Below are 14,241 nucleotides of genomic sequence, written 5' to 3'. Positions count from 1 at the left end.
TACTTGTATTATATAGTACTATTATTTAAAAATAATATATCATATTAACAAATAATGTACAATATATGGTCGTCCTACTCTTTAAAAATAACTTTATATAACGCTTGTGTACCGCTATTTTCTTCACCAAGTGAAATAAGTCGCTCATATAAAGAACGTGCTAATGCTAGTCCTGGCAAAGGAAGACCCATCTCATCAGCTGACTCGATGGCGATTTTAATATCTTTCACGAAATGTTTTACGTAAAAGCCCGGAGCAAAATCTCCGTTGATAATGCGAGGTCCTAGATTGGATAAGGACCAGCTTCCCGCAGCGCCGGCTTCAATGCTTTTCAATACTTTGCTAGGCTCGAGCCCCGCTTTTTGGGCATAGGCAAGAGCTTCACTCACGCCAATCATATTGGATGCAATCGCGATTTGATTACACATCTTAGTAAATTGACCCGCTCCTGCCTCACCTTGATGAACGATGTTTTTACCTATGAGCATGAACAATGGCAATATCGCATTATAGGCTTGCTCCGAGCCTCCAACCATGATTGACAGTCTAGCCTCCCTCGCACCTACATCACCGCCAGAAACTGGGGCATCCAGCGCCATAAGTCCTCTGTTGCCAGCCTCTGCCTCAATTCGTTTGGCAAGAGCAGGACTTGAGGTAGTCATATCAATAAGCACCGCATTGGACCTAGCATTTTGCAATAAACCATCAGCTCCAAAATAAACCTCTTCCACGTCGGCCGGATAACCTAGCATCGTAATAATAATATCCGATTGCTCCGCAACCAACTTCGGCGAATCCTGCCAAACAGCACCCTTTGATACCAAGAGGTCTGCTCTTGATTTCGTTCGGTTGAACACATTCACTTCATATCCGTGATCAAGCAAATGGCCCGCCATGCTTGCGCCCATAATACCCGTTCCAATAAATCCAACAACTTTTTTGTTTTCTTGCTCTTTCAATTCCATTCCGCCTCTCTGTGTTTCTCAATAGTCGAACATAATCTTATTATAATATAATCTGCCTCGCTTCCCACAAATCAAAGAAATGCACTCCTGTTTTGCAGAAGTTTTTGCAGTAGCTAGAATACTATCCATCCCAATTCCATATAAAAAAAGCCGTAGACCAATGGTTTCCCATGCCTACGGCTACTGCCATTGCTATTACAGCACTTCTGAAGAAGCGCTTTACTCGTTTGTCATTTCGATGAACTGATCTACATCAACAGCTGTCAATGCAACCGCCTCGCGCCAGAAGTCCATCTCTTCCACATTTACGCCAAGATGCTCTTTAGCAAGCTGCTCTACGGTCATGCGGCCAGTGTCACGAAGCAATGCAACATACTTGTCTTTGAAATCTGAACCTTCCTTCAGTGCCCTTGCATAAATACCCGCGCTGAATAGATAGCCAAATGTATAAGGGAAGTTGTAGAAAGGAACATCCGTTAAGTAAAAATGCAGCTTCGATGCCCAGAAATGAGGATGCACCTCACCTAGCGTATCGCAATAAGCTTCCCGCTGTGCATCTTCCATTAAGGAATTAAGCTCTTCAACGGATACTAAACCTTCGCTGCGACGCGCATAGAAACGAGTCTCGAATAAAAAGCGCGCATGAATGTTCATAAAAAATGCAACAGACCGCTGAATTTTATCTTCAAGCAATCCAAGCTTCTCTTCGTCCTCCGTTGCTGTTTTAAGTGCTTGATCCGAAACGATCAGCTCCGCAAACGTCGAAGCGGTCTCAGCTACATTCATCGCGTATTCTTGAGACAACGCTGGTAGATCGTTCATGACATGCTGGTGGTAAGCATGACCCAGCTCATGCGCAAGCGTCGAAATATTCGAAGCCGTACCTGAATACGTCATAAATACACGAGTTTGACCGCTCTTTGGAAAAGCTGTGCAGAACCCGCCTGGACGCTTCCCTGGACGATCCTCAGCTTCAATCCAGCCATCTTTGAAGGCAAGCTCTGAGAATTCCGCCAGATCGGGACTAAACGTCTTGAACTGCTCGATTATAAAAGCTGCCGCTTCGTCATAAGGAATTGTTTTTGTCGCAGCTCCAATTGGCGCTTCTACATCATGCCAGTCCAGCTTCTCTACACCGAGCAGCTTCGCTTTACGATCTAAATAACGAACGAGTACCTGTTTGCTTTCTTGGATTGCAGACCACATCGCTTGCAGTGTAGCTTCGCTCATCCGGTTCATTTGCAGCGGCTCCTGCAGCACCGAATCCCAGCCGCGCTTGTCGTACAGCTTTAAACGAAAGCCTGAAATTCGGTTTAACGTCTCTGCACATAAATCCGCCTGCTCTGCCCATTCCCGCTCCCACTCTGTGAATGCAGCCTTCCGAACATCGCGGTCTCCATCGGATAAGCGGTTATGCATTTGACCAGCGGATAAAACTTTTTTCTCCCCGTCTTTTCCTACATCGTTAAATTTCGCTCTGGATACAATGACGTTGTAATAATCGCCCCAGCCATGGTAACCGTCTACCGCTAAATCTCCAGCCAGCGCTTCCAGCTCAGGAGCCATTTTCTGCTTTGCAAGCTCGCGGCGTTCAGTCAAGCTGAACGCTACCTCAGCGAGCTGTGGGTGCGTCAGCAGCTTTTCCCATTCACTATCATCAAGACCTCGCAGTACGTTGTCAAAGCGGGTAAGCACCCCTAGAAACTTCGCAGCAAGCGTCTTTACGCGATCGCTTTGTGAGTTCGCGGCTGTGTCTCGCATATTCTGAGCCAACAAGCAAGAAACAAACGACTCTGTTTCACGCAGCCTAATGATGATGCTTTGCAGCAGCTCCGTCATCGCCGCAATTTCAGAAGCTCCAATGCTTGCTTCCGTTAAAAGTGCGGCATCAAGCTTCTCAATGTCCTCATCCATGCCCTTCAGCTCCTGCAAGAACGCTGCTGAGCTTGAGCCACCCTCATAAAAAACATCTAAATCCCAACTTTGCGGATATCCCGTATTCATTGCTCTCATCCTCTCTTCCATAAAAAAAGCCAAGATGCGGCCGCGTTTTTATTTGCGCAAACCTTCTCGGCAGTGTATAACTTAATTATATCCAGATTGGAGGAATTACACCATGTCTAAACCGTTGCAGATTTCTGCTGATACAGCTGTTAAGCTTTCCGAGCAGCTTGGCGTCCCAATAGAGCACTTAATGCATATGCCGCGCCATATATTATTGCAAAAGCTCGCCGAGCTTGCTAAGCCTAACGCTGCACCTGAGAGCGAAAACAAATCATGATTCCGTTCGAAAAAGCGTGGCCTTATGACATTATTATGGGCGACCTTTATGTATCGAGCTGTCCCTTCTGCCATGCAGAAAACGTGCTGCTTCCAGTAAAACCAGAAGAGCTCCGAGACATACAAGGCGGTACGAAACGATTGCTCGTTTTCCCTTGCTGCCATAATAAAGTGACTATTGTTGATGCAGATCGCGATTATTTGCTGACAAACCGTGTTCTAAAAAAGGCGCTCCGCTAAGCGGTAGAAGAGACCGACTGCTTCAATAAATCTGTGCCGTCGTCAGGAGAAGTGTTGCCGGATGCATGTTTCGATCTGGCTTCCATCTCCTCGCGTATAAGCTGCCACTGCTCGCGGCTCGCACGAATCATTGCAGCATCCACGATTTTTTTATCATTCACCACGCGGGAAAACCAACGTACAGCATCGTTTAATTCTCCGATACGACGATTCAGCTCCCCTATTAAAAACATTAGCTTCGCATTGTTAAGCGCAACACCCTCTGCCTCATATACACGAATATAGGCTTGAAGTGCAAACGTAAGAAACCGTTTCTCGTCTTTCTGATTGTCTTCATAACGATACAGCCAAGCAATGTGATGCAAAATACCAGCAAGCACGCGATCCTTCTCGTCAATGGCTTGGGCTGATAAAAGCGCTAGCTTGTAGCTGGCCATCGCCTTCTTCAGATCGCGTTCCCCGCCATAATCTTGATTGTTCCAATGCATTCCGATTTCATCATGATAGTTCTTTTTTTGCCGATCATTCAACCGCTCCATCCCGTTCTCAGTTGAGGCAAAGCCGCAATTAGGACAAACCCGTACAACATAATAATCAGGGTTTACGTCCGTTTTATAATATCCGCAAAAGTCAGAGTCCATTCTAGCTGCTCTTTTGAAGCTCGGTCTAACGCGCGAAGTCATAAAAGTCTTTTCACAGCAAATGCATATGATTTTGGATAGGTAGAGCGGTTCCATACAATCACGTCTCCTCTTCAGATGTGTTTACAAAGTGGTGTGCAGGTCCGGATAGTCTGTTGATAACGATCTCTTGCAGCTCGTCATTTATGCCTACCTCTTGCAATGCTCTTTGCATGCAGTCAAGCCATGCGCCAGCATGTTCAGGGGTTATTGGAAAATGCATATGTCTTGCTCTCATCATTGGATGTCCATATTCATCAGAATATAAAGAAGGCCCGCCAAAAAATTGCGTCAAAAATAAATATTGTTTTTCTATAACAGGATCAATATCTTGCGGGAACAAAGGCCCAATTAACGGATGGGCTTGTACCTTAGGATAAAAAGAGTTAACAATCAGCCTTAAAGTCTCAGATCCACCTAAAGCCTCATAAAGGCTTATATTCCTATTCATCGTCAAATTCATCTCCATTGTGTAGGTATTTAGTATTATATCACAAATAAAAGTACGGAATTAACAAAAAAAAGCCCGCGGGATGCTTATCCGGGGCTCATCATATAGTGCGTATTACCCATCAACCTTCATAGTCCTCTTCCCCTGGTGCTGTAAGAGATTCTCGAATGACATAGACGAAAGCACAGACCAAGATGCCAGCGATTATACTCATACCCATCACTCCAACCGTTTCAAAGGTAATTCCATTGTACCATAAAAAAAACAGGAATCCAGCGTTTTGCAAGCGTTTTCTTTGTCAAACTTATTTATTTTTAAAGCATATCCAGTGATGGATATCCTTATTCCTACATATACGTTTAGGAGGGGTTGTACAGCATCTTATGGCATCTGCTCGGCTCCCCTTTCTAATTATTTGAGGAGGCGGTCTATCTGCTGCGAACGATCATTCATCCCTTATCTATAACCGCGCTTGGCGCAATTATAATCGTGCTTTTAATGACTGTCTTTCCTACAGAAACCCTTCACTCCTCGCTCCGTGGGCTTTCTATTTGGTGGGAGGTGCTTTTTCCAGCGTTGTTCCCTTTCTTCGTCATATCGGAATTGCTGCTCGGCTTCGGTATTGTACATTTTTTCGGCAAGCTGCTTGATCCGCTCATGAGACCTATATTTCGGCTTCCCGGCATCGGAGGTTTTGTCGTGACGATGGGTTACATTTCCGGTTATCCGGTAGGCGCAAAGCTAACATCACAGCTCTTTGAGCAGCGGCTCGTCAACCGAGCAGAAGGTGAGCGGCTTGTTGCCTTTACGACTACTTCTGATCCTATTTTCCTAATTGGCGCCGTTTCCGTTGGTTTCTTCCAAAATGTAGCGATTGCTCCTATACTCGCTGCTGCGCACTACGGAGGCGGTCTTCTTATCGGTCTTCTCATGCGCTTTCACGATAGACATGCCCCTTCATCTGGAACCAAAAAAACGGCGATTGCAAGGGAGGGGTTCAGAAAACGACGGCCCTCTCGCATCTCCGAAGCACTCAAGGCGATGCATGAGGCTCGATTGCTGGATGGGCGCGGACTAGGACGGCTGCTGCAGGATTCAATTCAATCGGCGCTGCGGCTAATGATCGTCGTTGGCGGACTCGTCGTTTTTTTCTCCGTCGTAATGGAGATGCTGACGCATGCAGGCATCATTGAGGCGATGGCTGAAGCTCTGCGATTTTTGTTTGGTTTAATCGGCCTGCCTAAGCCGCTTGCAGACGCTGGGATATTCGGATTGTTCGAGGTCACATTAGGCTCTCGTTCGGCAGGTACAGCGGGTACTGGACTCATGCATCAAGCTGCAATCGCTGCTTGGGTGCTCTCTTGGGGCGGCTTATCAGTCCATGCCCAAGTAGCAAGCCTGCTCAGCAAAACAGATTTGCGCTATCGTCCTTTTTTTATAGCTAGAATGATTCATGGATTAATTGCAATGACTCTCGTTTACTTGTTATGGGGGTGGCTTGGGCCATGATTAGAGCCGCTCATTGAATTTAAACACAATTTCCTTTATCATCTTAAGTACTATGGAGATCGGAAGGAGATTTACTTTTGAAGTATGCGGTAATTGATCGAGGCGATGATTTATCTAAATCGTTAGCAGAAAAATTTCATAAACTAGCCGGGGAGCGAGGCTTCACTCGGAATGATGAATCACCGGAAATCGTTATTTCCATCGGAGGGGACGGTACACTGCTCCTCGCTTTTCATAAATATGTTGATCAAATTACGAATGTTGCATTTGTCGGCATTCACACCGGCCATCTTGGATTTTACGCCGACTGGAAGGCAGACGAGCTTGAAGATCTCGTCGCAATGATGGCAGAGGAAACACCACGAATCGTTAGGTATCCACTTGCCGAGATTGAAGTTGAGACACCAAGCGAGACCCGTCATTACTTATCATTAAATGAATTCACATTAAAAGGCGTTGACGGAACGCTCGTCGCCCAAATCAATATAAATGATGAGATGTTTGAAATGTTCCGCGGTGACGGCATTGTCATTTCGACCCCTTCGGGAAGCACCGCGTATAACAAAAGCTTAGGTGGAGCGATTGTCCATCCATCGATAGAATCGCTGCAAATTGCGGAAATCGCTTCGATCAATAATCGTGTATATCGTACACTTGGATCATCCGTGCTGCTGCCGCAGCATCATCACTGCGATATTATCTCTAAGAAAGAGCAGCGGCTGCAGCTCGCAATTGATCACATCAGCATCATGAGCAGCGATATTCGTTCCATCCGCTGCAGTGTATCCAGCCGTAAAGTAAGCTTTGCACGATATCGGCCGTTTCCTTTCTGGAACCGAGTACGTGAAGCATTCCTTGGTTACGACGTCCGATAAGATTTGTTACCATCATTTAAAACCAAAAAAAGACACAGAGCGTATTATACGCGCTCTGTGTCTTTTTTGTTTGGTCGATTCGTTTCTGCAGATGAAGCCGCGGTTTCATTGGCTGCAAGGCGGAACGGTTTCTTGGAGCGGTTATCGTTATTGCCTTTATAGCCGCCTTTACGCTGCTGTTGCTGCTCACGTTTCCCACTGCCCTGCTGCTGCTCGCTGCTATTTTTACCTTCGCCAGCACTATTCGCGCTGTCGTTGCCTTTATCCGCGTCGTTTTTATTGCGATTGGAGCTTCTATGGCGATTTTCCCTTGTGTGATTGCGAGTATGCCTTTCATGTGTTGGAGCGCCGCTTTCTTCCTTTGCACTCGCAACCTCATCATGTTCAAGACCTTCAGAAATATCCACAAAACCGGCAGCTGCTGCAAGAAGATCAGCTGCTTCTATACGCGGACGCTCTTCGTCTGCATCCAAGTCATAGTCGTCTGGCTCACGAACGGTACTGTTTGTTTTTTCTAAAATAAAATAAGCGCAGCCAAAGTTGCAATACTCATTGATGTAATCCGGCATGCCAGATAGATTGCTTTCCTTCGTGGCTTTCTGATGGCTGTCACGAAAAAAACCTTTCAGCCGCAGCTGGCTATAGCCCCAGTCGCCGACAATATAATCGTAGCGCTCAAGTACTTCGCTGTATCGATCACGAAATGCTTCAGGATTCCAGCCATTCCTATTTTCAAGCACAATTTCATAAGATTTTCCGCCGATATGAATCAAAGCCATATTTTCCACCTCATCTTGAGCGTCAGTTACAAGCTGCTCGAGCAAGCACCGGAAGAAATCTCACGGCTCGCTTCGGCTTCCGCTGCCATTGCTGCGTGTGCCGAATCGGTCTGCTCATGTGCATGATAAGAGCTGCGTACTAATGGTGCGGATTCTACATGCCTAAAACCGCGCTTCAGCCCTTCTTCTTTTAGTTTTGCAAATTCGTCTGGGTGGACATAACGTACGACCTTTAAATGTTTCGGCGTTGGCTGCAAGTATTGACCTAATGTCAAAATATTTACGTCGTTGGCGCGAAGATCATCCATCGTCTGCAAAATTTCATCCCATTCCTCACCTACGCCAAGCATAATGCTCGATTTGGTTGGAATCTTAGGCTTCATTTCTTTGGCGCGCTTCAACAGCTCCATCGTACGGCTGTATTTGGCTTTGGCACGAACACGATCCGAAAGCCGCTCCACCGTCTCGACGTTATGATTTAGAATATCCGGATTTGCATCCATTACAATTTGAAGCGCATCTTTATTTCCCAAGAAGTCAGGAATAAGCACTTCAACTCGGCAAAACGGCATACGTTTGCGAATCGCATGTACAGTAGCTGCAAATATGGATGCGCCGCCATCCTTAAGATCATCGCGGGCAACCGATGTTACAACACAGTGCTGAAGATTCATTTGCTCTGCTGCCTCTGCTACCCGTTCTGGTTCGTCCAAATCCAGTTCAGTCGGCATACCTGTCTTAACCGCACAAAAACGGCAAGCGCGCGTGCAAATATCACCCAAAATCATAAATGTGGCTGTTCGATTCGACCAGCATTCATAAATGTTTGGGCAACGTGCTTCCTCACAAACCGTATGTAGCGTTTTTGAGCGCATCATATTTTTAATTTCGGCAAAGTTACCGTCTGTCGCTAATTTTATTCGAAGCCAATCAGGCTTTTTGAGTGTTTCTTGTTGTTTCATTAGGGATTACCTGCTTTCAAGTTCATTTATAATTCCTAAACTCATGCGTTTATTATAACATGTTTCGTATAAAAACCAATGATTTGCAAAACATAACGTTATAACCGTCATGCTTTTGGAAGGGTGAGACGTTTGAAACTGACTATTCCTATTGTTGCAGCAATAACCGCAGCTTCTCTGTTCATTGTCACGCCCGTCAGTTCTGTAAGAGCAGCTCCTGCTGTCAAACAAAAAACTGATAAGGCCCATGAGCAAACCGTCGATGCTGAGACCGATCCCTTTTCCGTTAGAAGAGGGTTGTATGACAAATTAAGCTTATTTACCGAAGTGCCTTGGTTCTGGATCGCAGCCATCGATCAGTATGAGCGATCCATGTCTAAAGCACGTCCAAAGGCTCGTCCAATGCTTGGTAACACCGTTGGCGTGTTTATCGACCAGGAACGCTGGGTCGGCCCGCTCAATCCGAATACGGATGACAGCTCGCCGGTATCGATCAACTTTTTTAACGGGATTGGCCGTGATGGTGACGGGAATGGACAAGCGGAACGAACAAGCGACATCGATCTTCTCTATTCACTTGTTAGCCGCGTTGCCGCGTACGGTATCTCCAATGATGATTTCGCAATCGGACTTTGGGAGTATTATCAAAATAATCGTTCAGTGCAGCGCATCCAGCAGTTCGCCCGAATCTATGAAGCATTTGGCCAGCTTGATTTGTTCGAGCATGCATTCCCGCTGCCTATCAGCACTCATTATGCCTATAACAGCACCTGGGGAACCGGGCGAAGCTGGGGCGGCAGGCGTACCCATGAAGGTACCGACATTTTCGTAAGGCATGGTGTCCCTGTTCGGAGCACCTGTTATGGCATTGTTGAGGTGCAGGGCTGGAATCCATACGGCGGATGGAGAATTGGCATTCGTGATCTAAACAATTTTTACCACTATTACGCACATTTGTCCGGCTTTGACAAAACCGTTAATATAGGCGATGTCGTAAAGCCTGGACAGGTTGTTGGATGGGTAGGAAGCTCTGGTTACGGCAAACCCGGGACGCAGGGAAAGTTTCCTCCTCACCTGCATTATGGCGTATACAGCGACCGCGGTTTAATTGAATGGTCGTTTGATCCATATCCGATGCTGCGCCGCTGGGAGCAAGCCGAGCGTAAACGAATGCGTTCCGGAAATTAAAGCAAAAAATATAAAACGACTTTATCGTCCTCTTTGCTGAAGACAATAAAGTCGTTTTTATATGTATGCTATTCAGAGGATGAATTGCCCGAACTATTTGATCCTTGGTTAGAACCTTTAGAATGATTAGTGCCTTCGTTCGTTGCTTCTGTTGACGGTCCTGTATTAGAGGCTCCAGTGCCTGAAGACTCTCCATTATTGTTGTTTTGCGGACTGGATGTAACTCCGCCTCCCGCACCTTCGCCGAGCGGAACCGAAATGTTTGGCGCCTGCGCAGCCGACTCGCCTACAGGTTTGCCCGTATTGTCGTAATAGTACATCGGCACGTCGCCAACTACTAGCAAATATGAAATCGGGATATCCGTTTCGACCAGCTCCGGCTCGGTATCAAACGGAATAATGATCGTAACCTCCGCTATTATGCGAATGTATACCTCAACCAAAATCATATTGATGCCGGCATCCTTCTGACGCGTGCTAAGATCTACCTTAACAGCCCCAACCGGCTCGAATTTGACGGGTACTCTTGGTCCGTATGAGGAAATAATTGCACTATTGAGCGCATGCCCGATCGGAATATGCTCCGGTATATCCTTCATTTCATTTAATGTATTTTGTACGGTGTTTATCGTTTGCGATGTAATTTTCATATGCTCCGCGTAATTAAGCATGAAACCAGATATTTTCCCATTGCTGTTCATCTTCCAGTCAATAAGGTTACTGCTGTCCGATCGGCTCGCTACCTGCTCGGTTATCGCTTTATTGATAGCCTGCGTGGCGATTTGCTTTACTCTGATTTTCGCTATATTCATCAGCGGCGGCCGCAAATTTTTCTCAATATAGACAAAGGATTGGATCGAAAAAACCATAAAAACAAGCAGGGCTATAATAAAGATTGTGCGTCGCCTTATACGAGGCTTTGCAGGGCGAGAGCCCCAAATGCCGCCTGATCCGCCATTGCCGCTGCTTCGGCTGCTGCTGTATTTTACTGCTGGACGCCTAATGCCCCATTTTCCGCTGCTTGCGCTTGAACGAGCTCCTGAACCCCATTTCTTTGGTGCTGGCCTTGATGAAGCTGAGCTCCCACGACTGCCCCAAGTGACTGATTTTACTTTAGAGAATGGACGGCCAGACCAAAGCTGCATACGGCTGCCGCCAAATCCTCGAAAATGCCAGCCTCGCCTTCCCCATTTCGCCAATCCGATCCCCTCCCGCACCAAGCTGCACACTCTTTATTACCCATACTTATGCAGAACTTGGTCAAAAAAGAAGACGACCTCAGCAAGTTGCAGCCTTATTGACATTATGGAAACGATATACATAATTGTAACTAAGGGAGATGAATCTAGTTGAGTGAACGCAATATTAGCACAACCGTTTCAGGAGATTTAATTGTTACTCGTCTGATTGGAAAAATAAGCACAGATGACGTTAATGACTGGTTTAATGGTTTCGAGCAGGTGTGTCAGCCATTCATTAAAGAGGGGCGAAAATACCGTTTGTTAGTGGATCGAAAAGGCTATACACCCGACCATTTTTCGGTTCAAAAAGCATGGAAAGATAAATTTTTTAATGAAAGCATTTTGAGTCATAGCAAAGCCATCGCATTCCTCTTGGAAGATGGTGAAATTCTGAATCACTTGCAGCAAACCAATACCAAACCGTCTGTACAATTTTTTAGTGATGCTGAACAAGCCTTCCACTGGTTAAATAATTAAATAACTATAGCGTACCGGAATAGTCTATTTAATCCGTCTAAATCGTGAGCCGATACCCTGCGCCCCAAATGGTTTCAATATATTGCGGATTCGAAGGATCCGCTTCTATTTTTTCTCTTAACCTGCGAATATGAACGGTTACCGTCGCAATCTCGCCCAGTGAATCCATCCCCCACAGCTGCTCAAACAGCTCTTGCTTGCTGAATACATGATTGGGGTTCAACGCTAGAAAGGACAGCAGATCAAATTCCTTTGTCGTGAACTGCACCTCTTGGTCGTTGACGTAAACGCGCCGGGATGAGGTATCAATCTGCAAGCCGCGTATTTGGATCTTATTTGAGGCTTTGGTATCGCGGTTTCCCATCAATCGCTTGTAGCGCTGCAAATGTGCTTTCGCCCGGGCGACCAGCTCACTTGGACTAAACGGCTTCGTTATATAATCATCCGCCCCTAAGCTTAACCCGCGAATTTTATCGATCTCTTCTTTTTTGGCAGATACGATAAGGATAGGAACCTCCTTTACCGCACGGATTTGACGACAAATCCCATACCCATCCATGCCTGGCAGCTGCAAATCTAGTACGATCAAATCATATTCACCTTCTACAGCAGCGCGGAGCCCCTCTGTTCCTGTTAAGCATATGTCCGCAGAAAAACCATGCAGCTCAAAATAATCCTTTTCCACCTCAGCTATCGACACTTCATCTTCAATAATGAGAATTCTCGTCATGTTCGTCCTCCTATGCTCCTCGCGAGCGGCAGCTTGATGATCATACTAGTTCCTGCTCCAAGCTTGCTCTCAGCATGAATGCTGCCGTTATGCCCTTCGATAATTTGTTTCGTAATCGCAAGTCCTAGGCCGCTTCCACCAGTCTGCTGGCTGCGTGAGAGATCCTCGCGGAAAAAACGTTCAAAAATAAACGGGAGAGCTTCCTCCGATATTCCTGAGCCGCTGTCGCTAATCATTAATCTAACAAAATCAGTCTCCACACTAAGCGATATCGCTATTTGCTTTGGCTCGTCCAACATAAATTTCATGGCGTTGTCCATAATGTTGGTTAGTACCCGCTTCAGCTTATCCCGGTCGGCAAGCACATTAGTAGATTCCGAATGAACAATGTCCCACGTCAGCGCAACGCCTTTGTCTTGCAAATCAAAATGCAAATCCTCGGCATAGTCCTCTATGAATTGCCCCAAGCTGATTTCCTCGAATGTAAATGGCAGCTGCTTCAAATCAAGCTTCGAGTAAAGAAACAGCTCGTCAATCAGTTGATCCATATGCTCGGCCTTCGTCAAAATCGTATTCACATAACGCTCCATCTTTTGCTTCGTATCCGGTACACCGTCCCGAATGCCTTCAATGCTTGCTTTAATTGAAGTAATCGGCGTTTTCAGATCATGCGTAATGTTCGCGACAAGCTCCTTGCGATTTTGCTCATATTGCAGCTGCTTCTCTACCGATTGCTTCAGCTTCATTCTCATATCTTCAAAGGCTTCGCTTAACCTTGCAATCTCATCGCTGCCTACCGCTTGCAGCTCAAACTCCAAATCACCTTCCTTAATACGCTCTGTCGACTTCCGAAGCAGATCAAGCGGCTTAATAATACTGCGCGTCAAAAAATAATAAAGGAGCATATTCATGAGCAAAAGCACGATAAACAGCACGCCTAATATAATAGGCAAAAGTGTACGAACAACCTCTGCAAACGGACTGCGCTCCCTTACAACGAGCACGCTTCCCTTGGATTGATCTGGAAAACGAAAATCAAATTTCGCATAAGCATAAAAATGGTCCCCTATTTGCAGGGTGTTGCGGATTGCATTGTTTTCCATCTCATAGTCAGGCAAAAACGTGATGAATTGGGGCTGTTTTACGGACAAGGATGAATAAATCGCCTCGTCGCCTTTTCTTATAACCAGCTCCGCTTGTACCGAACGAAGCTTGTAATTATATTGATCGAGCAGTGTAGGATCAAGAAGCGAGTCGGGTTCATTTTTCGCCAAATACTTTAGATCAAGGAAAATCGTTTCCTCCTGCTCAGACAATGGATTAACGGAATAATGAATATTGTAAAAGTCCTTTACGCTTCGCACATCGCCTGTTATCGCTACTACAAAGAGCAGAGCAGCGGCAAGAAACAATACGATCGTAACGATAAGAATACAGCTGTAGGACAATAGCAGCCGAACGCGAATGGACATACTCGTATCTCCTTCTCCTTTTGACAATTCGTTTTTCGTGAATACAATGTAACATAGGTTGCCCTGAGGGGACAAAGAGAAACAAAGACAACTTTGCAACACGATCTAACATGGGATAGACTATAAGAAATCATTTTCCGTATTAAAGGAGTATATATGGCCATTAATCGACGACTCAGCACCGATCAGGACTTTGAAGAGGTTATCGAACTGCAGCAGCGCATTCGCGTGTTTCAAGACAATCAGCTCATCGATGCCAGCTCGCTGGTTGTGCGGTTTGATGATAGCACGATTGTGACCCAATCGGGGGTTAGCGATATTGCCTATCATAACCGAAAAGAATGCGAGTTTTTTCTACTTAGAAAACGCTAGGTTATACAAAAAAAACGGTG

The 14,241-nt window shown here is 45.8% G+C and carries 16 protein-coding genes; 7 read left to right on the top strand and 9 right to left on the bottom strand.

What is annotated here, in order from left to right; all coding sequences use genetic code 11:
* Positions 1-74: 74 nt before the first annotated feature.
* Both AC1DM9_RS28270 and AC1DM9_RS28265 read right to left on the bottom strand, forming a co-directional pair.
* The gene (locus AC1DM9_RS28270) at positions 75-965 is read right to left on the bottom strand and encodes an NAD(P)-dependent oxidoreductase (RefSeq protein ID WP_477583410.1); all 891 of its coding nucleotides are present in this window, start codon (positions 963-965) and stop codon (positions 75-77) included.
* A gap of 219 nt (positions 966-1,184) precedes the next feature.
* The gene (locus AC1DM9_RS28265; RefSeq protein WP_477583408.1) at positions 1,185-2,969 is read right to left on the bottom strand and encodes a M3 family oligoendopeptidase; all 1,785 of its coding nucleotides are present in this window, start codon (positions 2,967-2,969) and stop codon (positions 1,185-1,187) included.
* A 112-nt stretch (positions 2,970-3,081) separates the two neighbouring features.
* Between AC1DM9_RS28265 and AC1DM9_RS28260 the strand changes: the two genes are divergently transcribed.
* Both AC1DM9_RS28260 and AC1DM9_RS28255 read left to right on the top strand, forming a co-directional pair.
* Positions 3,082-3,246: a YycC family protein gene (locus AC1DM9_RS28260; RefSeq protein ID WP_076271027.1), complete on the top strand. Its 165-nt coding sequence runs from the start codon at positions 3,082-3,084 to the stop codon at positions 3,244-3,246.
* Positions 3,243-3,485 (top strand): hypothetical protein, encoded by a 243-nt coding sequence (locus tag AC1DM9_RS28255; RefSeq protein ID WP_477583406.1) that lies wholly within the window; start codon positions 3,243-3,245, stop codon positions 3,483-3,485. Before AC1DM9_RS28260 ends, AC1DM9_RS28255 begins: the two co-directional genes overlap by 4 nt.
* Here AC1DM9_RS28255 and AC1DM9_RS28250 read toward each other — a convergent pair.
* Both AC1DM9_RS28250 and AC1DM9_RS28245 read right to left on the bottom strand, forming a co-directional pair.
* Positions 3,482-4,222 carry a DUF2225 domain-containing protein gene (locus AC1DM9_RS28250; protein ID WP_477583404.1) on the bottom strand — a complete coding sequence of 247 codons (741 nt, stop codon included), beginning with the start codon at positions 4,220-4,222 and terminating at the stop codon, positions 3,482-3,484. The two genes, AC1DM9_RS28255 and AC1DM9_RS28250, sit on opposite strands and share 4 nt — an antisense overlap.
* 4 nt (positions 4,223-4,226) lie before the next feature.
* On the bottom strand, positions 4,227-4,616 hold the full coding sequence (locus tag AC1DM9_RS28245) for a globin domain-containing protein (protein WP_076271024.1): 390 nt from the start codon (positions 4,614-4,616) through the stop codon (positions 4,227-4,229).
* 498 nt (positions 4,617-5,114) lie between these two features.
* On the opposite strand from AC1DM9_RS28245, the gene ylbJ reads away from it, so the two are divergent.
* The gene (ylbJ, locus tag AC1DM9_RS28240) at positions 5,115-6,125 is read left to right on the top strand and encodes a sporulation integral membrane protein YlbJ (protein WP_477583402.1); all 1,011 of its coding nucleotides are present in this window, start codon (positions 5,115-5,117) and stop codon (positions 6,123-6,125) included.
* A 77-nt stretch (positions 6,126-6,202) separates the two neighbouring features.
* Positions 6,203-7,000: an NAD kinase gene (locus AC1DM9_RS28235; protein WP_076271022.1), complete on the top strand. Its 798-nt coding sequence runs from the start codon at positions 6,203-6,205 to the stop codon at positions 6,998-7,000.
* Positions 7,001-7,044: 44 nt separating this feature from the next.
* Here the strand turns inward: AC1DM9_RS28235 and AC1DM9_RS28230 are convergent, their stop codons facing one another.
* Together AC1DM9_RS28230 and lipA are read right to left on the bottom strand one after the other, a co-directional pair.
* The gene (locus AC1DM9_RS28230; protein ID WP_477583400.1) at positions 7,045-7,779 is read right to left on the bottom strand and encodes a YutD family protein; all 735 of its coding nucleotides are present in this window, start codon (positions 7,777-7,779) and stop codon (positions 7,045-7,047) included.
* Positions 7,780-7,805: 26 nt separating this feature from the next.
* Entirely contained in the window at positions 7,806-8,741 is a 936-nt protein-coding gene (gene lipA / locus AC1DM9_RS28225; RefSeq protein WP_076271021.1) for a lipoyl synthase, read from the bottom strand.
* A 132-nt stretch (positions 8,742-8,873) separates the two neighbouring features.
* Here lipA and AC1DM9_RS28220 point away from each other — a divergent pair, with 132 nt between their 5' ends.
* Positions 8,874-9,929 carry a M23 family metallopeptidase gene (locus tag AC1DM9_RS28220; protein WP_441961455.1) on the top strand — a complete coding sequence of 352 codons (1,056 nt, stop codon included), beginning with the start codon at positions 8,874-8,876 and terminating at the stop codon, positions 9,927-9,929.
* A gap of 68 nt (positions 9,930-9,997) precedes the next feature.
* On the opposite strand, the gene yunB is transcribed toward AC1DM9_RS28220, so the two are convergent.
* Positions 9,998-11,128: a sporulation protein YunB gene (gene yunB, locus AC1DM9_RS28215; protein WP_477511566.1), complete on the bottom strand. Its 1,131-nt coding sequence runs from the start codon at positions 11,126-11,128 to the stop codon at positions 9,998-10,000.
* A gap of 150 nt (positions 11,129-11,278) precedes the next feature.
* Here yunB and AC1DM9_RS28210 point away from each other — a divergent pair, with 150 nt between their 5' ends.
* On the top strand, positions 11,279-11,647 hold the full coding sequence (locus AC1DM9_RS28210; RefSeq protein WP_477511567.1) for a SpoIIAA family protein: 369 nt from the start codon (positions 11,279-11,281) through the stop codon (positions 11,645-11,647).
* A gap of 37 nt (positions 11,648-11,684) precedes the next feature.
* Here the strand turns inward: AC1DM9_RS28210 and AC1DM9_RS28205 are convergent, their stop codons facing one another.
* Positions 11,685-12,377 carry a response regulator transcription factor gene (locus AC1DM9_RS28205; protein ID WP_477583397.1) on the bottom strand — a complete coding sequence of 231 codons (693 nt, stop codon included), beginning with the start codon at positions 12,375-12,377 and terminating at the stop codon, positions 11,685-11,687.
* Complete coding sequence (locus AC1DM9_RS28200) at positions 12,374-13,849, bottom strand: sensor histidine kinase (protein ID WP_477511569.1); 1,476 nt, start codon at positions 13,847-13,849, stop codon at positions 12,374-12,376. Before AC1DM9_RS28200 ends, AC1DM9_RS28205 begins: the two co-directional genes overlap by 4 nt.
* A 156-nt stretch (positions 13,850-14,005) precedes the next feature.
* Between AC1DM9_RS28200 and AC1DM9_RS28195 the strand changes: the two genes are divergently transcribed.
* Positions 14,006-14,221, top strand: a complete 216-nt coding sequence (locus AC1DM9_RS28195) for a hypothetical protein (protein WP_339207486.1) — start codon at positions 14,006-14,008, stop codon at positions 14,219-14,221.
* Positions 14,222-14,241 lie beyond the last annotated feature (20 nt).

The organism is Paenibacillus sp. 01T431 (assembly GCF_056398625.1).
This window is presented reverse-complemented; position numbering and strand designations above follow the sequence as displayed.

Bases quoted from the DNA above. Each gene is read 5' to 3' on its own strand.
- AC1DM9_RS28260 (WP_076271027.1), top strand. From the start codon at position 3,082: ATGTCTAAACCGTTGCAGATTTCTGCTGATACAGCTGTTAAGCTTTCC.
- lipA (WP_076271021.1), bottom strand. From the start codon at position 8,741: ATGAAACAACAAGAAACACTCAAAAAGCCTGATTGGCTTCGAATAAAA.
- AC1DM9_RS28270 (WP_477583410.1), bottom strand. From the start codon at position 965: ATGGAATTGAAAGAGCAAGAAAACAAAAAAGTTGTTGGATTTATTGGA.
- AC1DM9_RS28205 (WP_477583397.1), bottom strand. From the start codon at position 12,377: ATGACGAGAATTCTCATTATTGAAGATGAAGTGTCGATAGCTGAGGTG.
- AC1DM9_RS28255 (WP_477583406.1), top strand. From the start codon at position 3,243: ATGATTCCGTTCGAAAAAGCGTGGCCTTATGACATTATTATGGGCGAC.
- AC1DM9_RS28265 (WP_477583408.1), bottom strand. From the start codon at position 2,969: ATGAATACGGGATATCCGCAAAGTTGGGATTTAGATGTTTTTTATGAG.
- AC1DM9_RS28195 (WP_339207486.1), top strand. From the start codon at position 14,006: ATGGCCATTAATCGACGACTCAGCACCGATCAGGACTTTGAAGAGGTT.
- AC1DM9_RS28250 (WP_477583404.1), bottom strand. From the start codon at position 4,222: ATGGAACCGCTCTACCTATCCAAAATCATATGCATTTGCTGTGAAAAG.
- ylbJ (WP_477583402.1), top strand. From the start codon at position 5,115: ATGACTGTCTTTCCTACAGAAACCCTTCACTCCTCGCTCCGTGGGCTT.
- AC1DM9_RS28200 (WP_477511569.1), bottom strand. From the start codon at position 13,849: ATGTCCATTCGCGTTCGGCTGCTATTGTCCTACAGCTGTATTCTTATC.
- AC1DM9_RS28245 (WP_076271024.1), bottom strand. From the start codon at position 4,616: ATGAATAGGAATATAAGCCTTTATGAGGCTTTAGGTGGATCTGAGACT.
- AC1DM9_RS28230 (WP_477583400.1), bottom strand. From the start codon at position 7,779: ATGGCTTTGATTCATATCGGCGGAAAATCTTATGAAATTGTGCTTGAA.